The 21903-nt window shown below is 69.7% G+C and carries 14 protein-coding genes and 2 pseudogenes; 7 read left to right on the top strand and 9 right to left on the bottom strand.

All coding sequences use genetic code 11. From position 1 onward, the window contains the following. Nucleotides 1–58 precede the first annotated feature (58 nt). The 4 genes from AB0958_RS25540 to AB0958_RS25525 all read right to left on the bottom strand — a co-directional run bounded on the left by AB0958_RS25540 (nt 59) and on the right by AB0958_RS25525 (nt 6249). Nucleotides 59–1039 carry a slipin family protein gene (locus AB0958_RS25540; protein WP_366892785.1) on the bottom strand — a complete coding sequence of 327 codons (981 nt, stop codon included), beginning with the start codon at nt 1037–1039 and terminating at the stop codon, nt 59–61. A gap of 1020 nt (nt 1040–2059) precedes the next feature. After that, on the bottom strand, nt 2060–2500 hold the full coding sequence (locus tag AB0958_RS25535; RefSeq protein ID WP_366892784.1) for a DUF5994 family protein: 441 nt from the start codon (nt 2498–2500) through the stop codon (nt 2060–2062). A gap of 33 nt (nt 2501–2533) precedes the next feature. Further along, on the bottom strand, nt 2534–3550 hold the full coding sequence (locus AB0958_RS25530) for an acyl-CoA desaturase (protein WP_366892783.1): 1017 nt from the start codon (nt 3548–3550) through the stop codon (nt 2534–2536). Nucleotides 3551–4788: 1238 nt separating this feature from the next. Then, nucleotides 4789–6249 carry an NAD(P)/FAD-dependent oxidoreductase gene (locus tag AB0958_RS25525; RefSeq protein WP_366892782.1) on the bottom strand — a complete coding sequence of 487 codons (1461 nt, stop codon included), beginning with the start codon at nt 6247–6249 and terminating at the stop codon, nt 4789–4791. Between the two features lie 935 nt (nt 6250–7184). Between AB0958_RS25525 and AB0958_RS25520 the strand changes: the two genes are divergently transcribed. The 3 genes from AB0958_RS25520 to AB0958_RS25510 all read left to right on the top strand — a co-directional run bounded on the left by AB0958_RS25520 (nt 7185) and on the right by AB0958_RS25510 (nt 10383). After that, nucleotides 7185–8348, top strand: a complete 1164-nt coding sequence (locus tag AB0958_RS25520; RefSeq protein WP_366892781.1) for an ice-binding family protein — start codon at nt 7185–7187, stop codon at nt 8346–8348. A gap of 303 nt (nt 8349–8651) precedes the next feature. Next, complete coding sequence (locus AB0958_RS25515) at nt 8652–9248, top strand: DUF5819 family protein (protein ID WP_366892780.1); 597 nt, start codon at nt 8652–8654, stop codon at nt 9246–9248. Between the two features lie 79 nt (nt 9249–9327). Then, nucleotides 9328–10383, top strand: coding sequence for an HTTM domain-containing protein (locus AB0958_RS25510; RefSeq protein WP_358980142.1), 1056 nt, complete (start codon nt 9328–9330; stop codon nt 10381–10383). Between the two features lie 864 nt (nt 10384–11247). Here AB0958_RS25510 and AB0958_RS25505 read toward each other — a convergent pair. Further along, nucleotides 11248–12801 (bottom strand): carboxylesterase family protein, encoded by a 1554-nt coding sequence (locus AB0958_RS25505; RefSeq protein ID WP_366892779.1) that lies wholly within the window; start codon nt 12799–12801, stop codon nt 11248–11250. A gap of 341 nt (nt 12802–13142) precedes the next feature. On the opposite strand from AB0958_RS25505, the gene AB0958_RS25500 reads away from it, so the two are divergent. Beyond that, nucleotides 13143–13664 carry a hypothetical protein gene (locus AB0958_RS25500; protein WP_366892778.1) on the top strand — a complete coding sequence of 174 codons (522 nt, stop codon included), beginning with the start codon at nt 13143–13145 and terminating at the stop codon, nt 13662–13664. A 411-nt stretch (nt 13665–14075) separates the two neighbouring features. Here the strand turns inward: AB0958_RS25500 and AB0958_RS25495 are convergent, their stop codons facing one another. Together AB0958_RS25495 and AB0958_RS25490 are read right to left on the bottom strand one after the other, a co-directional pair. After that, nucleotides 14076–14948: a helix-turn-helix transcriptional regulator gene (locus AB0958_RS25495; RefSeq protein WP_366892777.1), complete on the bottom strand. Its 873-nt coding sequence runs from the start codon at nt 14946–14948 to the stop codon at nt 14076–14078. Nucleotides 14949–15296: 348 nt separating this feature from the next. Then, a complete protein-coding gene (locus tag AB0958_RS25490) occupies nt 15297–15785 on the bottom strand; it encodes a GNAT family N-acetyltransferase (RefSeq protein WP_358980146.1) in 489 nt (162 codons plus the stop codon). Between the two features lie 1201 nt (nt 15786–16986). Here AB0958_RS25490 and AB0958_RS25485 point away from each other — a divergent pair. Beyond that, nucleotides 16987–19050: a SpoIIE family protein phosphatase gene (locus AB0958_RS25485; RefSeq protein ID WP_366892776.1), complete on the top strand. Its 2064-nt coding sequence runs from the start codon at nt 16987–16989 to the stop codon at nt 19048–19050. A gap of 226 nt (nt 19051–19276) precedes the next feature. Beyond that, nucleotides 19277–19621, top strand: coding sequence for a YsnF/AvaK domain-containing protein (locus AB0958_RS25480; protein WP_366892775.1), 345 nt, complete (start codon nt 19277–19279; stop codon nt 19619–19621). A gap of 521 nt (nt 19622–20142) precedes the next feature. On the opposite strand, the pseudogene AB0958_RS25475 reads toward AB0958_RS25480, so the two are convergent. After that, nucleotides 20143–20722 (bottom strand): annotated as a pseudogene (locus tag AB0958_RS25475) (fatty acid desaturase); the annotation flags it as partial. Nucleotides 20723–21221: 499 nt separating this feature from the next. On the opposite strand from AB0958_RS25475, the pseudogene AB0958_RS25470 reads away from it, so the two are divergent. Continuing rightward, nucleotides 21222–21392, top strand: a pseudogene (locus tag AB0958_RS25470) (cold shock domain-containing protein); the annotation flags it as partial. On the opposite strand, the gene AB0958_RS25465 reads toward AB0958_RS25470, so the two are convergent. Beyond that, nucleotides 21334–21891 carry a DUF5994 family protein gene (locus tag AB0958_RS25465; RefSeq protein ID WP_358980152.1) on the bottom strand — a complete coding sequence of 186 codons (558 nt, stop codon included), beginning with the start codon at nt 21889–21891 and terminating at the stop codon, nt 21334–21336. The pseudogene AB0958_RS25470 and the gene AB0958_RS25465 sit on opposite strands and share 59 nt — an antisense overlap. Nucleotides 21892–21903: the final 12 nt, after the last annotated feature.

The raw sequence follows: 21903 nt of genomic DNA, 5'->3' as shown, positions 1-21903 counted from the left end.
CAGCAGCTGCACCACCTTGCACCGAGACGATCACGTCACCCCGGGCGGCCGGGAACGGTCAACCGCCCAGGGATTCCTCGGCGTCCCGGCACGTCGGCCAGTTGTCCCGCCGCTCCCGGGCCACCTCCGCGCGGCTGCCGGCCCGCTCTCCGGGCAGGGAGACCGACGGTGTGAGGGCCGGTGCGGCGGTGGCGGGCTCGGGGATCACGGCACTGGTGGACAGCGCGGGGCGCCTGGCGGTCCGGTGCACGAGCCGTCCGGCGGACTCGCCGTCGGTTTCCCTGCTCTGGTGGTCGAAGAAGCGGAGCATCTCCACGGGGAACGGCATCACGAGGGTGCTGTTCTTCTCGGCAGAGACGTCCACCACGGTCTGCAGCAGCCGCAGTTGGAGTGCTCCGGGGGTGTCGGCCATCGTCGCGGCGGCGTCGGTCAGCCGCTGGGACGCCTGGAACTCTCCGTCGGCCGCGATGACCCGCGCGCGGCGTTCCCGCTCGGCCTCGGCCTGCTTCGACATCGAGCGCATCATCGACTCCGGAAGGGCTATGTCCTTGATCTCGACGCGTTCGATGCGCAGTCCCCAGGGCTCCTCGGTGGGGGCGTCCATCACCTTCTTGAGTTCCGCGTTGATGTGGTCGCGGTCGGAGAGCAGCGTGTCCAGGTCGGCCCTTCCGATGACCGAGCGGAGCGACGTCTGCGCGATCTGGGAGACGGCGGCAGGATAGTTGCGCACGTTCACCAGGGCCTTGACGGGGTCGATGACCTTGAAGTAGACGACCGCGTCGACGGTGAGCGTCACGTTGTCGGCGGTGATGGATCCTTGCGGCGGGATGCCGAGGACCTCGGTCTGGACGGACACCTTCCGCATCCGGTCCCCGATCGGCCGGATGACCCGCAGGCCCGGCCCTCGGATGGCCGGCAGCAGCCGCCCGAAACGGAACACCACGCCCTTCTCGTACTGCTGGACGTTGCGCACGCTCAGGGCGAGCAGGACCAGCCCCGCCACGGCGCACACCGCCAGCACGGTGATCAGAACACCCATGGTTCTCACTTTCCTTACGTCGATGACGGTCCCGGTCCCGAGCGGTCCGGGGAGCACACGGCGCGGGAGGACCCCGGCCTGTCGTCTGCGGTGCGGCCGGGGTCTCGGGCTGCTGTTGAGGCTCTGGTGTGTCGGCCCGGCTCAGCCGGAAGAACTCTGAAGTGCGTCGGTCCGATCGGCCCTCCGCAGGACCGGGGTGCCGGGAAGCACCGGCTCGCCGCTGGTGTCCACAAGGAGTCTGCCGGTGTTCATGGCGACTCCTTTCCCTCACCTACGGGTGCGTCGGCCCTTCCTCGGCCGGCTGCGGCCGGGGGGCCACCACGGTTCCCACCGCTCTCACCGCGCCGTCGGCGGAACGTATACGGCCGGGATCTGCGGGCGCCCTGCCGGATCGCGGACTTCGTGGTCTTCTTCGGAGTCCCCAGGCCGTCTGCCCCGCCGGGTCGGCCTCCGATACTGTGCGCAGGCGCGCCGCCTCCATCATCAGCCGGCCCACGTGCGAGGTGCGCAGGCAGTCTCTGCCGGCGGCCATCAGCCAGAGGGCCGAGACGGGCGTCGGCTGCACCTGCCCGCCCAAGGACGTCGCACCCGGGGAGGCCGACCAGTACGGCTGGTCCGTCAGGCCCCTGGTGATCCGCCCCGACAGCGGATCGAGCACGGCCGTCGGCGAGGAACCGAGGGGAGCGGAAGGGATCCGGAGTGGCCTCGAGGAGCGCATCATTCCGAGGATCGGCGTGGGGTAATCGGTCGCAGTCATGACGCGAACCCTGCTCCTGGCCGATCGGAACCGGCCCGGCGTGGTCAAATCGCCGAAAGCGACAACGGCATGGAAGCCGGTGCACGAAATACCCTCGGTAACACCAGCTTACTCCTCCGACGGTCCGAGCGGACTCCCGTCCGGGCAGCGCGGGCGGCCCAGGACCGGGCACGTGGAGCCCGCCCAGCCGGGTCCGGTGACAAAACACCCCCCAGGCCCGCACCCGGGGTGCCGCGGACCCGGGGGTGGTCCGACGGCCGCCGTCAACGGACTGCGACTCCCCACCCCACACTGACATCCAAAGCGGTGGCCATACTTCCCATCAGCCGCCCGGCCTCCGCGTCCGTGGCGGCGGGCGGCACCACCATCAGGTCCCACCGGCCGCGGCCGGGCGCCAGCAGGCAGACGGTGGACGGGGAGTGCTGGGTGGTCGTCCGGCGCAGGCGTACGACCTGGTTGGCGACGAGCAGCCGGTTCGGGAACGGGGACCATACGGCCTCGTCCACGAGGACGCTGGTGACCTGTCCCCAGGCGTGCGGCAGTCCGGCCAGCAGCCTGGGCAGTTCGGTCGCCAGATCGGGCGAGCGGGGCCACCAGGCGCCGTCGATGCGCTGGGCCACGTGGCCCTGTGCCGGCTGGGACACCAGGCGCAGGCGGACGGCGGCGGACGGCGATGAGAGTGGGGGCGGTGGGGCATGTGTCATGGGAACTCCTGAAGGGGATGCGGTCGCTCGGGTTCATGCGCGGCGGGCGGCGATACGGTCCGGGGTGGGCCAGCGCACGTCCCTGGCCCAGCCGAGGCGTTCGAAGAGGCGGATCACGGCGGCGGACGGGTCGAGCTGGCCGCGGTCGACGCCGTGCCGGGCGCAGGTGGGGTCGGCGTGGTGCAGGTTGTGCCAGCTCTCGCCGAACGAGAGCAGGGCCAGGGGCCACAGGTTGGTGGCGCGGTCGTGGCGACGGGTATGGAACGGGCGCTGACCGATCACATGGCAGAGGGAGTTCACGCTCCACGTGACGTGGTGGAGCAGGGCGATGCGGACAAGTCCCGCCCACAGAAGGGCGGTCAGGGCGGACACCCAACTGCCGCCGATCAGCCACCCCACGGCGAAGGGCAGGGCGAGGGTGAGCACACACAGGGCCGGGAAGGCCCTGGACACGGCCCGGATGTCACGGTCGGCCAGCAGATCGGGAGCATAACGCGTCGCGGACGTGGGGTCGTTGCGGAACAACCAGCCGACGTGGGCATCCACCAGTCCCCGCAACTGGCCGCAGACAGACGTGCCGTAGCGATACGGAGAGTGAGGATCGCCTGGCCGGTCGGTGAAGGCGTGATGGCGGCGATGGATGGCGACCCAGCCGATCACGTCCCCCTGGAAGCTCATGGACCCGGCCACCGCGAGCGCGGTGCGCAGCGGCCGTACGGCCCGGTAGCTGCCGTGGGTCAGACCACGGTGGAAGCCGACCGTGACGCCGAGGCCCGTGACGGTGTAGAGCACCGCCGCGAGCAGGACATCGACGGGATGGATCAGGCGCCCCCACAGCAGCCAGACGGCCAGACCGAGTGCCAGGAACGGGAGGAAGACGATCAACGCCGTGATCGCCAGGTACAGCCGCTCGCTGCCCGTGCGCTCGGCAGCCGTTCGCTCACGCGGGAAGGGTGCCCTTCCGTCGTACTCCGGGGACGGCGGGGCGCCTTCCGGCGGGGCGCCTTCCGGCGGGACGCCGGACGGGGAGCGGAGGATAGGGAGAGACATGCGCGGTCCTTGACCTCAGTGACGACGGTGCGGCCGGGGTCTTGGGCTGCGCCTCTTGGACGGTGGGTGCGTAACGGCATCGCAGAGAGCGGATGCGAGTCGCGCGGACGGTGGAAACAGGAGCTACGTGGGCTTGGACTGACCAGGACGTGGAGAGTGGGCGGCGGGCCGTCAGGCGGTCTCGCCCTGGTGGGTGCCATAGGCGGGCGCTCGGTGGAGTCGAGCCAAAGGCCGGGCGGACCGACGGCGCGCGAGTCATCCATGGTGAGGTGCAGTCGCGTGCCCGCTCCTGGGGCCGCGACGAGGACGAGACCGGTCCGGACACCGGCGTACGACGTGCCCTCGACGTTGTCAGCGTACTCCTGCCGCTCGGGACAGCAGCTCCGGCGCATCTTCGTGGTGTGGCGGCCGCCGAAACCACCGGCCGATGCCCGATGACGGGATGACAACAGGTCGCCCTGGTCGGTGAGATCGGCGGGCGCGGGTATCTGCACCACCTGCCAACAGCCCCTGCCCGGCTGGGCATATACGGCACCAGGGCCGAGACAGACCTGACGGAGTCCTACTCGGCGTCTTGTGCGAAAGCGGCTGCCCAGAACGCACTCTGGCCTGTGGCTGTGGTGGAAGCCGTCTTTGGGGAGGGGCCGGACACCTTCGCGCGAAATCCCAGGACACCTTCGCGGAGGTCACCAACGGTCCCCCCGCCGGCGATCCGACCGTGAACCCAACTCCGAAGGTACAAGCGGCTGCAAGAGGCTCCCGAACCTCGGCGCCTGCCGGTCACGTTGCGAGGGCTCTCGGAGGTGGCGGGTTGCAGGGCGGTCCGGCCGAGATCTGTCCGTGGCGTCCTGGCAGGTCTGCGGTGAGAGCCCGACGGAGCCTGCGGCGGCCCCGAGGTATCACTGGGAGTGCTCCTGACGAATACGCGCGGTGTGGGAGGGTCACGGTGGACATGCTCGGGTAACTGGCCGGCCTCGGGCTGGAGTGGACCGGGTCGGCCACGGGCTGTCCGGGTGGGCCGGCATCAGATGACGGCTCACCTTGTGAGGTCGAGCGGCAGATGTTCAGTTCGTTGGGAGGGCGGGGGCATAGCTCGTCGCGGGCCGGGTCACCTACCGCACGTGGACGGAGAGCAACCGTCTGATCGAGCTCGTCCGCAAGGTCAACGGCGCCGTGGGCTGGAACCTTGGGTCCGAGCAGGGCTCCAATGGCCTGGGCTGCACGAGCGAGGAGCGCCTCTACGTGCGCGAGTCCTGGGAGCGCTCCTGAGCCTGCCAGGTCGGGCGGCCCCCCAGGTGGCGCAGTGCTGATGCCGCCGCCCCGGCGCCGCACATGCCGTGCACCCCAGGGCCGGGTGGGGTGGCCGCTGAGCACAGGAACACTCCGGGCAGGCCAGTGGCGTAGGGGTCCAGCGCCGGGCGGGCGCCCAGGAGGAGCTGGGAGACTGTCTTCGCTCCGGTGAGGATGTCGCCGCCGGTGAAGTTGGGGTTGGCCGCGGCGAAGTCGGCGGGGCGGGTGACGTGTCGGCCCACGATTCGTTCGTGTACGCCGGGGGCGAAGCGTTCGAGCTGCCGGAGGATCGCCTCCGTGGCGTCCCCGTCGTAGCCGTGCGGGACATGGGCGTACGTCCAGACGGGGTGGACGTCGCCGACCGACCGGGAGGGGTCGGCAAGGTACTGCTGGCCGACCAGGACGAAGGGCCGCTCGGGCATCCGGCCCTGCGTCACGTCCCGTTCCGTCCGGGCCACTTCGGCGAGCGGGCCGCCGAGGTGCACGGTCCCGGCCCGTCGTGCCCGCTCGTCCCTCCAGGGCACGCCGCCCTCGACGGCCAGGTCCACCTTGAAGGCGCCAGGGCCGCGGCGGAAGCGCCGGTACGCGCCCGTCACGCGGGCGGGCAGCCTGTCGCCGTAGAGGGCGGCGACCTGGCCGGGGTCGAGGTCGAGCAGCGTCACGTCAGCGGGCGGGATCTGCCGCCGGGCGGTGATCCGCACGCCGGTCTCGATCGTGCCGCCGGCCGCGAGGAGAGCCGCGGCCATGCTGCGGGCGATGGACTGCGAGCCGCCCTCGGCGACGGCCCACCCGGCGGCGTGGCCGGAGGTGAGGATGCCGAGCCCGATCGCCGAGACGAGCGGGTCCCAGAACGGCCGGAACGCGTGCGCCGCCACCCCGGCCCACAGGGCCTGGGCCTGCGGGGTCCGGAAGAGGCGCGCGAGGACCGCGGGAGGCAGCACGGCCGGGAGGCCGAACCGGGCGAGCAGCAGCGGGTGCGCCGGGATCCGCAGCAGCGGACCCATCACGTCGTGCGCGAGGGCGTCCCAGCGCCGCACCAAGGGCTCCACCAGGGCCCGGTAGCGGCGGCCGTCCTGGCCGAGCCCAGCGGCGGTCTCCGTGACGGAGCGCAGCAGGACCCCGGCAGTCCCGTCGTCCAGCGGGTGCACACAGTCGATCTCCGGCAGCCGCCAGCGCAGCCCGTGGCGTTCGAGGCCGAGGGCCCGGAGCGCGGGCGAGGTGACGGCCATGGGGTGGATGGCCGAACAGTGGTCGTGCAGCAGGCCGGGCAGGATCGCCTCGTGGCTGCGCGTGCCGCCGCCGACCTCGTCGGCGGCCTCCAGCAGCGTGACGTCCAGGCCATCCCGCGCGAGGAGGGCCGCAGCGGCGAGCCCGTTGGGCCCGCCACCGACGACGACCGCGGTCGTCATGACGCCGACGCCGTGGGCGGAACGCCGGGCGCCGAGCACAGCGCATGACGAGACACGGCGCCGCACACGGGACAGTCCGGGCCATCGGTGGGCCCGGGCTGACGGGTCACCATGTCGCGCACCGTGACGTGGCCTTGTTCGAGCACGCAGGGCGGCGTCGTGGATCTCATACGCCACAGTCTGGCGGTGGATGGGCTGCCCTTCCAAATGATCACTGATGTCTGCCGTGCTCTTGTTCCTCGGTGCTTCCGTGCGCCGAGGGCCTTGGTGCGTCAGGGCGATCCTTGCCGGTGGCCTAGTCAACGGATCAGGTCGTCACCGAAAGACGGGTGCGGCTGTGGTGAAGTCCCCTTCGCGGTACCTGGATTGCGGGGAAGTACCGCTCCGGTGACGCGCAGAGGCCGGTTCCCTTCCCTGGTCTCATGCAAAGCCTTCGTGGTCTTCTCGCGGCGTTCCTTCCGCTCCGCCGGTTACGACTCTCCTCCGGAGAGAATCGCGGAGCTGCTCATTTGCTCAACACGCCGGTGAGGTGTCGAGGGTCGGACGAGGGCGGTATCGGCCGAGGGGCTGCGGATGCATGAATTTCTTTGCTACCTGGGCTGACCTGGGAAGTGGCGCCACCATGTCGGCCGTCTCGGCTAAGCAGGCACGACCATTCGGCCTATTAAAAATTTTCTGAGCATTTGTGACCGGCTCGCCAGGTTGGGCGAAACCAGGTGCATGAGTTGCAAGTTGAGGCATGCGTCTGCGTAATATTCCAGCGGCAGAGACAGGCGATTCCGTGTGACCGAGAACCGCCAAATACGTCTCCATCCCCCCTCACAGGAGCTGGCCCTTCGATGACGCTCAATATCCCCGTCGCGCCTCTGCGGCGCACTTTGTCGGTATGGATCGCGGCGGTACTTGCCGTGGTGATCTCCGCTGTCGTAGTCGCTGTGTCGCCGACCCAGGCAAGTGCTCTCGCCACGTTTGTAGATCTGGGCCGGGCGGACAGCTTCGCGGTACTGGCCGGTTCGGCAACCACCAACACCGGCCCCTCGGTGATCACCGGGGATGTCGGAGTGTCTCCGGGAACGTCCATCAGCGGATACGGGCCGCCCGCCGTGGTGAACGGGACCCTGCACTCTGCGGACACTGTGGCTCAGGACGCCCAGACCGACCTGATCACGGCGTACAACGACGCTGCCGGGCAGCCCTCCGACGGGGCACTTCCCCCGGACGCCGGTGGCCTGACGCTGGTTCCAGGCGTCTACACAGCCTCCTCCACTCTCGGGCTCACCGGCACCCTCACTCTGGATGCCCAGGGGGACCCCAACGCGGTCTGGGTCTTCCAGATCGGTTCGGGTCTGACGACGGCGTCCAGCAGTCGCGTGTCCCTCATCAACGGTGCCTCGCCGTGCAATGTGTTCTGGAAGGTCGGCAGTTCGGCCACTCTCGGCACCAGCACCGCCTTCGTGGGCAACATCCTGGCCATGACCTCGATCACTGCCACCACGAGCGCGACCATCGAGGGACGGGCGCTGGCCCGTAACGGTGCCGTGACGCTGGACACCAACACGATCACCCGGCCGCAGTGCGCGACCGGCACCACGGGTGGCACCACGACCGCCGGCACCACCGGCACCACGACCGCCGGCACCACCGGCACCACCGGTACGACGACCGCCGGCACCACCGGCACCACCGGTACGACGACCGCCGGCACCACCGGCACCACCGGTACGACGACCGCCGGCACCACGGGCGGCACCACCGGCACCACCGGTACGACGACCGCCGGCACCACGGGCGGCACCACCGGCACCACCGGTACGACGACCGCCGGCACCACGGGCGGCACCACCGGCACCACGGGCGGCACCACGGGCGGCACCACCGGCACCACCGGTACGACGACCGCCGGCACCACGGGCGGCACCACGACCGCCGGCACCACGGGCGGCACCACCGGCACCACCGGTACGACGACCGCCGGCACCACGGGCGGCACCACGACCGCCGGCACCACGGGCGGGAACGGCCACGGCTGCAAACCCGAACACAACGAATACGGCGACAAGCCTGGCCAGGACGACAGCTACGGCTGTGACCCTGCCTAGCATGCGCGACCCACTCCAACGGGGTGACTGCTCGTAGGCAGCCACCCACGTGCGCGGGTAGGACGGGTGGCGTGCGGCGCGGATCGTCATCGATTCCGCCGCACGCCGCAGACGGAAGCTCAGGAGAACCAGGTGAGAGAAGTCGGGACGGAAGGACCGGATAGGGCCGTGCGGGGTGGCATTGCGTCAGCAGATGCTGACGAATTGAACCGGGCGGGCGTCAGGCCGACCGTACAGAGAGAGAGCGGGAGACCGACTGCGTTCCCAGCGTCTTCAGAGCCGCCCGTCGTCCTGAAGGCCGGAGTGCAAGTCGCCGTGGTCCTGTGCCTGGCGGCGGCCCTGGTCCACGTGCTCCTGGTCTTCCTGCAGGTGGCACCGCCGAATCCCATCTCCCGGCAGTACAGCCGACAGATCAACGCCTGGGTCTTCCCGTTGTTCGAGCAGAACTGGCGGCTCTTCGCCCCGGACCCGGAGTCGGCCAACCGGCAGATCTCGGCAAGGACCATGCACACCGCCCCGGACGGCACCGCCGTAGTCAGCGGCTGGTTCGACCTGACCGCCGTCGACACAGCCGCGGTGAAACACGACCCCTTCCCGAGCCACACAGCACAGAACATGCTGCGCCGGGCCTGGACTTCCTACCTCGAAACACACGGTGGCGACGACCATCCGCACTCACAACGCGCTCTGATGATCCAGCAATACCTGCGCAACATCGCAGCGGATCGCGTCGCCGCACATCGCCACGGCGCATTCGAGTCCATCCAACTGCGGGTGATCACCCTGCCCATCGCCGCGCCGCCCACAGCGGGCGGCCCCGGTTCCGGCACGGCCGCACCACGGCCCACCGACACCCGTTACCTGCCCTGGTGGAAGGCGGCCCGCCATGCAACAGGCTGAGCAGACATCGGCCCCGGCAACCACGTCGTCGCAGTCCGGACACGGCCCGGAGCGGGCGGGCGCACAGGCGCCTCAGCACATGCCGGTCCGTGTCGCTGCGCTCCTCACGCTCCTGCTGGAGCAGCCGATCTCCCTGTACGCTGCGGCGGTTCTGCGCATCGGGTACGGGTTCCTCTACTTCGCCTTCCTGCTGCGCGAGTTTCCCCACCGCGACGAGATCTGGGGTCCCGGCTCACCGTGGACGCCGGCACTGGCCAAGCAGCTCTTCGACCAGACCGGCTGGGCCAGCATCCTCACCCTGTCCGACAGCCGGGCCTACTTCGAGGTCTGCTACGGGGCAGCCATCGTCATCTCCGCACTCTTCATGCTGGGCTGGCGGACCAGGGCGGTGTCCGTGCTCTTCGCGGTCGTAGTGACGTCGTTCCACGCCAGGGCGATCTTCATGACGGACGGAGGGGACAACCTCATCCTCCTCATGGCCCTCTACCTCGTTGTCACCGCAAGCGGGCGACGCTGGTCTCTCGACGCGCGCAGGGTCCGGCTCCGGGCATCCGCCGGCAAGGCAGTCCGGCTTCCGCTGGACCAGGCATCCGGCGAGCTGCGACGCCACCTCCGCGAGGCGCGCCTGACAGTGATCACTGTGCTGCACAACTGCGGCATGCTCGTCATCGCCGCCCAAGTCTGCTTCCTCTACGGATCCGCAGGCCTGTACAAGGTGCAGGGTGCCTCCTGGGGCAACGGCACCGCCCTCCATTACGCCCTGAATCTCGACCTGTTCCAGCCCTGGCCCGCGCTCTCCGCCATGGCGGACGAACACGACGTACTGATCGCCATCGCCTGCTACCTGACGGTGCTGTTGCAGGTGGCCTTCCCGTTCGTCCTGTTCGGCAGGCTCAAGTACCCCGTCCTGGGGGTGCTGTTGGGCATGCACGTGGGTATCGCGGTGTTCCTGGGCCTGCCGCTCTTCTCCGGCGCGATGATCGTCGCGGACGCCGTGTTCCTTCCGGACCGCTTCTACCGGTCCTTGGGGCAGCTGTCGCGGCGAGTTGTCCCGTGGGCCGACGTCAGGAAGGCACAGACTCCGACTCCCGCAGAGGCTGCACTGGTACCTCCGCAGTCAGGACATACCGGCTGAGGCCGACACTTGGTGCCGCTGCACGACCGGAAATCCAACTCGCCGGCCGCTCGGTGCATCACGGCGTTCAGCCCCCGCAAGGGCAGCAGATGCCTTCGGCGTCGCCCTCTGGGCTGCCGGACCGGGTAGAGCACCGTGGTTGGGTGCCACCGGGGCCAAACGCACTGTGGTCCCCCAGCTTGAGCCGAGGAAAGCAGCCGGGGCACCACAGGACACCGGTGCACGCGTGCCAACCCCAATAACGCCTGTCACCGGCCAAGGTCACGGCACCAGCAACCACCCACGCTGCTCCCCAGTCAGGTTCCCCCGTTGTGTGGGAGGTGTTGACCGGCCTCGCAGCTTCGCTCGGGTTTGGCGGCTGTCGAGGTGGAAACGCGAAAGTGCCTTCCTGACCTGGGACGGTGAACCTTGCTGAGGGGTTCTGTCGGTCCAGGCGGAGGGCACTTTCCACGTGCAGGGTATCGGGGTGCGTCCCAAGATCCATGTCAGTTCCGATGGCTCGGGGGTGGTCGGTCGGCGCGGTGAGGTACTACTCCACCGAGCGACGCGACGGCGGCATCGGCCACGCCCTTCACGACCTGCTGCGCCGGCAGGTGTGGGAGAAGGCGAGGCGGAGGGCGGACCCGAGCCCGGTGGTGCTCGACACCCGGAGCGTGCACGCGGCGACCGGGGCCCCGGCCGAGTCGACGGGGCGTGACGCGGCAAGAAATACCGGCTGCACGCGCGGCCTGGCCGTTGACGTGTTGGGCCTGGTGATCGCGGTGGTGGTGCTCGAAGCTCGCTGCGGCATGGAGAAGTGGCCCCCGCTGTCGGCGGGGGCCACGATGAGATGGGTGAGGCGAACGGCGGCTGGGCCGCCTGGGGTCAGCTGGTGGCGGGGTGGCCGTCCCACCATTCGCGTTCGCTCTCGCGTGGGTCCTCAACGACCTGGTTGGTGGTGGCGTTGTTGTTGCGGGCGTAGGTCATGACAGGGCGTTTGGTGGTGTCGTAGGCGTCCCAGGAGACCTGTCCTGTCTTGGCGAAGTCGGCCCAGGCTTGGTGGAGGGCTGTGGCCAGGGCCTGGGGCGGGTTCGGGCCGGTGAGCTTCTGGCTGTCGGGCAGGGCGAGGGTGTCCCAGGCGAAGGGCAGGTCGACGCTGTGGCAGGCGCCGATCTTGACCTGCAGGTTGTTGGGGGTGACCGGGGAGCGCCAGCCGAATTCGTACAGGTGGGTGGGGGCGGCGGCGTCGGTGGCGCGGGCTTCGGCGATGCGGTAGGTGGGGATGCGGAACATGCGGTCGCTCAGCAGCGCGCATGCCACTCCGGAGGCGGCGTCGCGGGGGTAGGCGTTGGTGCCACCCTTCTTGTATTCGTCCCAGGAGCCGGCGGGGACGCTGTATGCCTTCAGGTGCTTGTCGTACAGGACGGGAAGGTTCCAGCCCACCAGGACGGTGGTGACGATGAAGAGGCGGAACTCCTCGGTGGTGGTGCCCATCAGCAGCGGGACGTTGCTGCCCGCGCCGTCGGCGATGGCGTCGATGGGACGCCGGGGCAGCACGTCGCCGTCGACGACGGGCATGAAGGCCAGGCCGCAGGAGGCCATGGTGCTGGGGCCGTACTTGCCGGGGTCCGGGCTTTGGCTGACGTCGGCGCTGATGATGTTCTGTGCTTTGAGCAGTTCTTCGGGGTCGACGCCGGCCAGGGCCTGGGCGGTGGGCTCGACCCCGAGCTCGTCGGCGACGGCCTTGAGGACCTTGCCTGCGTCGGCGGGGGTCTGACCGAGGTGGGCGGTGCCGCTCTGCACGATCGCCTTGTGGAACAGGCCGTCGTCGCGGGAGAGGAGGGCGAGGATGCTCATCGCGCCCGCGGACTCTCCGGCCACGGTGACGTTGTCCGGGTCACCGCCGAACTTGGCGATGTTCTCGCGCACCCAGGTCAGGGCGGCGATCTGGTCGAGCAGGCCACGGTTGGCCGGTGCGGGCGCGTCGGGCAGATAGCCGAAGCCGTACACGCCGAGCCGGTAGTTGAAGCTGACGCACACCAGGCCGTCGCGGGCGAAGGTGGCACCGTCGTAGCTGGGCACGGCCGAGGAGCCTGTGGTGAACCCGCCGCCGTGGATCCACACCAGGACCGGCAGGCCGGAAGCGGCCGGATCGGGCGTCCAGACATTCAGGTTCAGCCACTCCTCACCTGCCACGTCCGGGTCGGAGGTGATCTCTCCCAACCGGCCGCCCAACGGTGGCTTGGGTGCGGTGGCGCCGAGGGTGTGCGCGGCGCGTACACCCAGCCATCGCTTCGGTGCCACGGGGGCTGCGAAGAGCAGGTCGCCGGCAGGGGCGGCAGCGTAGGGGATACCCAGGAAACGGGTGCTGCCCTCCCCCACCAGCCCGGAAACCCTTCCGTGGGCGGTCTCGACTTCGACTGTGTTCTGCTCGGACACTCGACTCCTCCAGCCGGCCTGCGGCACGCCGACGGGCGCCGGCCACACCCTCTGCAGCGACCCCGGGCCGGTAGTCGGCCGAGGCATGGCAGATCTACCCGATCTCCATACAAAGTCACGCAAATCTATATAAAGTAGCCGCTGGTGTGGCGCCTTGACGGCTTCCGTGTGACGTCACGCCGACACGATTGGAACTGGCCCTGTGCGGGCCCGTGTGCCGTCAGAGCGAGGGCCGTGCAGCCGGAGTACCAGGACCGTCCTTGACGCACCACCTCACCCGAGCAGGCGCCTCAGGGGCTTCGCGCCCACGGGTACAAGACAGCCGCCTGGGGGTCACTCCGATGAGGGGTACTGGGGATGACCGCGGTGATACTGCGCCGACCGACCAGGGCCACCACTACGGCCTGGCACAGCGCTTGACCGGCGGGGAGCTGCCCCTCGCGGCGGCACCGGCACGACCGGAGATGCGGGAACGGGAGACGGCCGCGCCGGCCGGGACGACAAGGGAGCGGATCACGCGGCTGACCGCACGGCTTGACGAACTCGGCCGACCCGCCGAGGAGGTCCGGATCACCCGCAAGACGCTGCTGGAGCTGCCCGATCCGCAGCCGCCCGCGACGCCGCCCCCGAAACCGCCGGCCATCCGGCCTACCCGCAGATCATGGCGGTGTGCGCCGCTGCGGGCGTGGCAGGTGTGCGAGGCGATGGACATGGAGATCGCGCCCAAGAACATCAACAACACCCGCGTGAAGCTCAAGCGGCTTACCGAGCGCGGAATCCTGGTCGAGACCGAGCAGGGCTTGTCACCCGCGACTCCGAACTGCGCGGCAGGTGCTCGTAGTCCCGCACCAGCCGGCTCGTAGTCCCGCACCAGCCGGCAGTGCAGCATCAAGATCCCGTAGGCGCGCTCCACAATCCCTTGTTCGGGGGTCGGCACGAACCCGCTCTGGGCCGGGTTGCGCTCGGCGATCTCCACGTCGATGCCCACCTTCTCCCCATGTGCAACGACGGCGCTTTCGAAGCCTTGGTCGACCAGGGCAGCCTTCGCGCCCGGCCGCACCGCCCGCCCCCACCCGCTGGCACCGATGGCAACGCCCCGCTTCCCCCCGAGGCCCGGCACGCGTCGGAGCGCGCGCCCCTGTCCGACGCCGTTCAAAAGTGCCGGTACCCGTCGCTCCGCCGCAGGTCAGAACATCCCCGTCCCCCACCGAACCCCGGACGAAGACCTGGAGAGCGTGTTGGGTGCAACTCCCTCGATGAGGCCGTCAGAGTACTCACGGGCGGCCTGCCGCGTCGATGTGTGACTTGGTGGCCTCGGTGATGAAGTCGTGCGAGCTGTCCGGGCTGAGGGCTCGGGCCTGGAGGTGGTCGTACATCATGGCGTACTGCTGTACGGCAGACTGCCTTTCCAGGTAAAAGTCGCTGGTGAAGCGTTCCAGGTACACCACCCCTGTCTGCGGGTCGTCGGCGAACCGCAGGATGGAGAACTGTCCTGAGAGGCCCGGGTGGGCGCCCACCGTGTAGGGGAGGACTCGCACGGTGATGTGCGGCTCGGCACCGAGTGCGTTCAGATGCTCCAGCTGTTCACGCATGACGTCGGGACCGCCGACGACACGGCGCAGTGCCGATTCCTCCAGGACGACCCACAGACGCAGCGGGCAGGTGGGGTCGTAGATCCGGTGCTGACGGCGCAGCAGCAGCTTGAGACGCCGGGCGGCCTGTTCGGCAGTGACCGGGGGAATCGTTTCCTCGATGACGGCACTGGCGTAGGCAGGGGTTTGCAGCAGGCTGGGGATCACCATGGGCTCGTAGGCATGGATCGAGGCGGCGTCCGTCTCGAGGCCGATATGGACGCTCTGGGGGTGCTCGCCGTAGGCGCTCCACCATCCCTGCTTTCCCGACTCCTGGGCCATGTGCATCAGGGAGTCGACGACCTGCTGGTCCGTCACCCCGTAGATGGCGCAAAGGTCGCGTACATCGCGGGGACTGATGGCGCGCCGGCCGTTCTCCATGTGGCTGATCTTGGGCTGGGAGACCATGAGCCGCTCGGCCACTTCCGTGCTCTTCAGCCCGCTGTCCTGGCGGAGTCGGCGCAGTTCGGCCCCCAGACGGCGCCTCCTCACTGTGGGATTGATGATCACCACCATGGGCGGGTTACCTCCGGATCCACGTCGTTGTCAGATCCGAAGGCTGCCATGGGACACGACTTGTCGATCATGTGCCATGCCGTCGTGCGTACGGACCGGTGAAACGGACTGTGACGTTGTCATTTTCCTTTCCTGTACCGACATGCCGACTATTCGTGCCGCTGCGCCCCGGGGGCGTGCTCCGGGGGGGTGCCGGAGGTGAGGAATTCGCCGGGGAGGCCGCTGGCGCAGGCGATCACCACGCCAGGGCAGAGGCGACGGCACACACGGAGCGCGGGGCGTTCAGCGGCTGATGCAAGCCGGCCACCATGCAGGCGAAGCCGGTGCCCCACCCACCGGCACACGGCGTTACCCCGAAGGAATGCGAAACTCGAATGCGGGACGGTCCCACGGCACGACGGGCGGGTTCGCAAACACGGTCCCGGTCCGCACCGCACCAACGCGGTGGTAGAAGCCCTCGGCAGGAGGATGCGACACGACCTTGACACGGTCGAGCCCTGCGGCACGCGCCTCGGACTGCATGTGCGCCACGAGCAGCTGTCCAATACCCCGTCCTTGCGCTTCGTCGGCGACGAACAGCAGGTCGAGCTCCGGTGGAGCGAGGACGAGCGAGTAGAACCCGAGGACCCGGCCTCCATGCTCGTCGGCGCCGACGGCCACAAAGGCGCGGTGGGTCTCGATGTAATCAGGACCGACCCGGTAGCCCGCGACTGCGGCTGCGTACTTCCCCTCGTAGGCGCCTGAGCCACGCACGAGCCGCGTGAGCCGTTTGGCATCCCGCGCGACGGCCCTCCGTATCGTGATCGGCCGGCTGATCGGGGAAGTGCGTGAACTCATCCGGAGAGTATTTCGCACCGGGGAGTACATTCGGACGACGGGTCGGCTGCTCGGGCAGGCCTTCCTATACCGCTCCAGGGACCGCTCGCCAAGGCCCCGATCGGCCGCGTCACTGCCGCCGAATCGCCGACCGCCAGCAGCACGGGACCCGAACCGCTGCGGAGAAGCCGGAGGAACGGCTGCTGCTCGCCACCGGCTGCCACGCCCGACCGACGTCGAGTAGATGCGCTTCCGGCCGCGGAGGCCGGGTGACCGGCGTCCGCGTAGGCCGACAGGTCACCGGCGGCCGCAACAAACTCCCCAAAAGTCCCGCCGGGATGGTTCCCGACGAGGCTCCGCCGTATCACCCGCTATCACGCAGCTGTCACCAACTGGGCGGGCTCTCCCGGATCTGAAGATTTTGACCTGCGGTTTCGTGCCCGAGAGGAAAGGACTGGACGCCGATGGTGTTCATCGGTGTCTCACTCACCCGCCTGACCCTCTCATCTGTCACGAGATGCCACATCGCCGGGGTGGACCTGGCGGGCCTTACTCCGCTCCGGCACTGCCGGACCCTGCCGACGAGAGCCCAGGTATACGTTCTCCGGCATGTACTCGTGGCCGTGTCGGCAGGGGGCCCTCCGGGCGCGTGCCCTCCCTCAGTCGCTACGGGCAACGCCTTCCTCTTCGTCAGATTCGACCGCGGCTCCAGCGGCACCCGCTCGCCATGTCCGGCGGTGCCTGGACGTCACCGTGGCCGAGGTCGCGCTTTTCGGCGAAGGCACGGTGCCCGCTGCCAGGTGAGGCCGTCGTGCTCGGTGCCTGGGGGATGGGCCTGCGCTGGTGGCGTTCGGGGAACGCCGGTGCGGTGGCGGCGTTTGGCCGACTGGGGGTCGGGGTGTTGCGCTGCTGCAGCCGCCGCCCCGCCGGATCGTTCCGTTGCGTGTGGCCTGGTGGTACCTGACCGCTGAGAACGAGATCCCGATCGGGGGCAGCCGGTTCGCCGTCGCCCGTGCCGCCCACGCCTGTTTCCGGGAGGTCGGAGCTTTTTCGGCGCTGCCCAGCTGCTGGGGCCTGGGGCGCGACGAACGGTATCGGGCGACCGTGCGGCCGCCCGGATCCGGGGGACCATGGAAGCACTGCGAGGTGCGGGGGACACTGGCCACGGCCTGAAGCCGGCGCAGGGCGGCGTGTCGGGCTGGCAGGCAGAGGGAGTGCTTGGATGAGGAAAGCCGATCCCTTCGGTGCCGAGGGTGACCAGCCGGATTCCGGGCCGGGACAGCCGCGTGAGTTGCTGGATCTGCTCAGTGTCGCGGCTGTGCTGCTGGATGCCGAGGGTCGGATCGTGCTGTGGAGCCCGCAGGCCGAGGAGCTGTTCGGCTACACCGCGGCGGAGGCGCTGAGCCAGTACGCGGCGCGGCTGCTGGTCCACGAGCAGAACCTGGACGTGATGATCAGGCTGTTCAGCGAGGTCATGAGGACGGGACAGGGATGGGCCGGCGCCTTCCCCGTCCGGCACAAGGACGGCAGTAGCCGGCTGGTGGAGTTCCGCAACATGCGACTCCTGGACGCGGGGGGTGACTACTACGCCCTGGGCATCGCCACCGACGAGGCAATCCTGCGTCAGGTGGAACGGGACGTGGCCCTGTCCACGCGGCTGGTCTCGCAGTCCCCGATCGGGCTGGCCGTCTTGGACACCGACCTGCGGTACGTGGCCGTCAACCCGGCGCTGGCGCAGATCAACGGCGTCCCTGCCGAAGACCACCTCGGGCGACGAGTCCGCGAGGCCCTGCCGTTCCTGGAGGTCGACGCGGTCGAGGCCGCGCTGCGGCGAGTCCTCACGTCCGGAAAGCCCATCATCGACCAGCACAGCGTGGGACGCACTCCCGCCGACCCCGACAACGATCATGCCTGGTCCGTCTCCTACTACCGGCTCGACGGTCCCGGCGGCCGGGTACTCGGGGTAGCCATCATGTTGGTGGATGTCACCGATCGGCACCGCGCCCGGCAGCGTCTCGCCCTGATCGCCAACGGCTCCGCCCGTATCGGCACCACCTTGGACGTGGAACAGACCGCCCGCGAGCTGGCCGACGTCGCCGTCCCCGAGCTCGCCGACGTGGCGGCGGTGGACATCCTGGATTCCATCCTGAACGACCGCCACCCGACGGCACCCGCGACAGGCAGAGCACTCTTCCGGGCCCTTGCTGTGAAAGCCGCGTACCCCACCGAGGCCGTACGCGCAGCCGACCCTCCCGGCCAGCTCGTCAGCTACGGCGCGGAGCGCCTGGCCACTCAGTGCGTGCGGACCGGCCGCCCCATTCTGATACCCCACGTCGGCGAGCGGGACCTGGCACGTATCGCCCGGGACGCCGAGGCCGCAGCCATCCTGGCCCGCGCCGGCATCCACAGCTATCTCTTGACGCCCCTGATCGCCCGTGGCGAGGTGCTCGGCACCCTGGGCCTCACCCGCGCCCGCAGCCCGCTGCCCTTCGACAACGACGACCTCCTCCTGGTCTGTGAATTGGCAGAGCGAGCCGCGGTCTGCATCGACAATGCCCGTCTGTACCAAGGCGCACGCAACACCGCGGTCACTCTCCAGCGCAGCCTGCTGCCCGACCTTCCACCGCAGCAGGCGGGCCTGGAGGTCGCCTCCCGATATCGGCCCGCCGGGACGACCATCGAAGTCGGTGGCGACTGGTTCGATGTCATCCCTCTCGTGGAGGACAAGGTCGCGCTGGTCGTGGGCGATGTGATGGGCAGCGGCATAAGCGCCGCCACCACCATGGGACGCCTGCGCACCGCTACCTCCACCCTGGCCGACCTCGACCTCGCACCGACCGAGGTGCTCCACCACCTCGACAAGATCACCGCTGACCTGGAGCAGTACGCCACCTGCGCCTACGCCGTCTACGACCCGCACCGCGCCCTGTGCCACCTCGCTGTCGCCGGGCACCTGCCCCCGGTGCTGATACGCGCGGGCGAGCCCCCCGAACTGCTCGATCTGCCCACCGGCGCACCCCTCGGGGTCGGCGGGGTCGCCTTCGAAGTCACCACTTTCGGCCTGGCCCCCGGCGACCGACTGGTCCTCTACACCGACGGCTTGGTCGAGACCCGCCACCACGCCATCGACGAGCGCCTGGACCTCCTCCTCCAGCTGCTGCACGTCCCCGACCGAACCTCGGAAGAGACCTGCGACCGGCTCCTGGACGCACTGCGCGATCCAGACGACCACGACGACGTCGCCATACTCATCGCCCGAGCCCGAGCCCGGCCCCGGCCGCCTTAGAGGTCGCCCGCTACGCCAAGGACAAGGTCAAGGACGCCCCCACCGTTGACGCAGGGGCCGGGGGCCACCTGTCCGAGGACGAAGAACATCGCCTGTACGAGCACTACGGCATCGGCTGGGACGCCGCCTGGCAACAGGCCAAACAGCCCGGCACCGCCCGGCTGGGCCCGCACCGACGCCGAAACCGGAACCGCCGGCACCAGCACCGGCACGGAAGCCACCGGTGATGCACATCGGCACTGAACGCCAGGAGTTCGGCCGGGCCCGGCTGCGCATGTACGTCGTCACCGAAGAGGTGCAGCAGAGCGTCTCCGTCCGCCACGAAGAGGTACGCGTCGAACGCGAACCGGTCACCGAATCCAGCTGTGAGGCCACGGCAGGCCCGGACATCACCGAAGCCGGGCCCGAGGTGACGCTGCACGCCGAGCGGCCCGGGGTGGAGACCGAGGCCGGGCCGGTCGAGCGGGTCCGCCTCACCACCGACGAGCGCACCGACGAGGAAACCGTCACCGGCGAGGTCCGCAAGGAGAAGATCGAGACCGACGTACCCGAAGACAAGTGCCGGCGGTGACGACCGTTCCACATGGGCGCAGGGCCTGGCCCCGCCGGCCGACGGTCTTCCCACCCTGCGCCTCCCGCCCAGCCAGACGCTGTCTTCAAGAGGGGCAGCCATGGTGTCGCCTGCTGACAGTGGGCCGCGACAGCGGCATCGAGAGCCTCGCGGATGTCGTCGGGCAGTGTTCCCTCAGCGGGCCAGCCGACGAGTGACCCACTGGAAGGGACCCGCTTGGGGGGTGCCGGTCAGTGGAAGACCTGCCCTCACGCCTGCCCGGGCGACAGCGCGCTATCCAGCGCCGCCGGTGAACGGCCGGTAAAACGCGACGGCGCCACCGCTCATAGCGGCGGCGGTGCCTGTTCTCGCCCGCCCGCTGACGGGTCGGCTGCGGGTTCGGCCCCGCGGATCGGGCAGAGCAGGGTGACACGGCCCCCTGGGGCAGATGGGCGTCATACGTGGGCGGTGAGGTTCCCCCGCTGTGCGGGGCGGCTGACTAGCCGGTCAGGGCGGTTTGACGTGGTTTCAGGTTCACGGGCGCGGTTCTTCAGGGCGCGGTTGCCCAGTGCTCGTGCGCTGGAGACATGAAGGTTGACCCCTTCGAGCAGGAGCAGGGGAAAGAAGAGGAACGCCTGCCGGCGGCCGAGGAGCCTCGGCAGTCCGGTCGCGGCGCGGGCCTGGTCCTGGGACCACACGAGCAGGGCGGGGGCGATGTCGGGGTCGAGGTCCTCGTGGTTGGGGTTGGCGTGGTGGCGGGTGTGTTTGTCCTGCCACCATCCGTAGCCCATGCCGATCGCGGCCCCGGCGATGCGGCCGGACGTCTCGCTGGGCCGGCGCCGGCGGAAGACCTGGCGATGGGCGACGTCGTGGGCCAGCAGAGCGACCTGCCCGAACATCACGGCGAGGAACGCGGCGACCGCCAGGGTCCACCAGCCGGCGTCGATGACGACGAACGCCCCCCCAGCCCCCGGCGTAGGCGACGGCCACGGCGATGGAGCGGACCATGTAGGAGCAGGGGCGCCGGTTCATCAGGCCGGCCTCGGCGATCTTCTTCGACAGGCGGGCGAAATCACTGCCGCCTGCGGGGGGCGGCGGACGGGGCGGGGTATGCGCGGTCATGCTGTCGGCGTGTCCTTCCCGGCCGATGGGCCGCGTCCGTGGGTGTGCCGGATGCGAGGCGGCAGCCGGATACCCACATCCCTGCGGCCGGCACACGCGCGCCTTGTTGCCCGGTGCGGTGGCTACCACGGTCGGGCTGGTCGGTCTCAGGCTCTTCCCTGCTCGTCTCGCCGCTGATCGTGTCTGAAGGTCTATCTCCCCGGTCACGGTGATCACGGTGCGGTCGGGGTGCCGCTGTGTCGCCACGGTGAAGTCGTTCATGGTTCGCCCCTCGATCTTCGGGGTCGAGCCCATCACGCCCTCCGGTGCGGAAGGCATCAAGCACGCGGCATGGGCCGCGTAAAGCCGAGCGGGACAATCCGCACCACCTCCCGGACCGAGAGGAATGACCTTCAAGGGCGGCGCGGGGCCTCTCACCAGACCAGGCTGGTTGTCCTTGCAACGTTGCACAGGCGGGTCAGGATGCACCAGCCCGCCTCCCGAGGCCGAGCGGTTCCGGGTGTGCGTCGGACACGGGTTCATCGCCCAGGACAACAAAGGCCCGGACGTCTTCGCCCGTTACTCCGAGATCAACGGCAACGGCTACCGGGAACTCGCGGGCGGCGAGCGCGTCAGCTTCGACATCGGGCAGGGACAGAAGGGACCGCAGGCGCAGAACATCGTCCGCGGCCCGCGAGCGAGGGCGAACCACCGGCCGCTGCCACTGCCGCGACGAAGGCTTCGGCCTCATGGATCAGGCCGGTCGCCGTGAGGCTCCGCGACGGGTCGATGGCCGCGGCCATCAGCCGGGCGGCGATGGCAGGCTCTGTCTCCGGTGGGATCACCAGCAGGTCCCAGCGGCCGACGGTATAGGAGAGCAGCAGCAATTTGTGCGGGTCCTGCTCGGCCTCGAACCAGCCGACGTGCACCACGTGCCCTTGGACGGGCACCTTTCGCGGGATGACGGGCCAGAACGTGGGGTTCACCGTTACTCGGGTGATCCGCCCCCACAGCGGATCGAGGACCTCGATGAGCGCCGGAAGCTCCGCCGTCAGGGAGCGGGAGCGGGGCCACCAGGCACCGTCGATCAGGGCCGGAGCGGTTCCGAGAGGTGCCAGGACGAGCCGGAGGGGCGACGAAGAAGGAGTCCGGTCTTCGACCGCGGGCGTCAACAGAATGGTCGCGGTCATGACGCGGACCCA

Source organism: Streptomyces sp. NPDC006655, from assembly GCF_040703965.1.
Taxonomy (GTDB): domain Bacteria; phylum Actinomycetota; class Actinomycetes; order Streptomycetales; family Streptomycetaceae; genus Streptomyces.
Note: the sequence above shows the minus strand (reverse complement) of the source record. Positions and strands in the feature narration are given on the sequence as shown.

Bases quoted from the DNA above. Each gene is read 5' to 3' on its own strand.
- AB0958_RS25540 (WP_366892785.1), bottom strand. From the start codon at position 1,039: ATGGGTGTTCTGATCACCGTGCTGGCGGTGTGCGCCGTGGCGGGGCTG.
- AB0958_RS25535 (WP_366892784.1), bottom strand. From the start codon at position 2,500: ATGACACATGCCCCACCGCCCCCACTCTCATCGCCGTCCGCCGCCGTC.
- AB0958_RS25530 (WP_366892783.1), bottom strand. From the start codon at position 3,550: ATGTCTCTCCCTATCCTCCGCTCCCCGTCCGGCGTCCCGCCGGAAGGC.
- AB0958_RS25525 (WP_366892782.1), bottom strand. From the start codon at position 6,249: ATGACGACCGCGGTCGTCGTCGGTGGCGGGCCCAACGGGCTCGCCGCT.
- AB0958_RS25510 (WP_358980142.1), top strand. From the start codon at position 9,328: ATGCCGGTCCGTGTCGCTGCGCTCCTCACGCTCCTGCTGGAGCAGCCG.
- AB0958_RS25500 (WP_366892778.1), top strand. From the start codon at position 13,143: ATGAGGGGTACTGGGGATGACCGCGGTGATACTGCGCCGACCGACCAG.
- AB0958_RS25495 (WP_366892777.1), bottom strand. From the start codon at position 14,948: ATGGTGGTGATCATCAATCCCACAGTGAGGAGGCGCCGTCTGGGGGCC.
- AB0958_RS25490 (WP_358980146.1), bottom strand. From the start codon at position 15,785: ATGAGTTCACGCACTTCCCCGATCAGCCGGCCGATCACGATACGGAGG.
- AB0958_RS25485 (WP_366892776.1), top strand. From the start codon at position 16,987: ATGAGGAAAGCCGATCCCTTCGGTGCCGAGGGTGACCAGCCGGATTCC.
- AB0958_RS25480 (WP_366892775.1), top strand. From the start codon at position 19,277: ATGCACATCGGCACTGAACGCCAGGAGTTCGGCCGGGCCCGGCTGCGC.
- AB0958_RS25465 (WP_358980152.1), bottom strand. From the start codon at position 21,891: ATGACCGCGACCATTCTGTTGACGCCCGCGGTCGAAGACCGGACTCCT.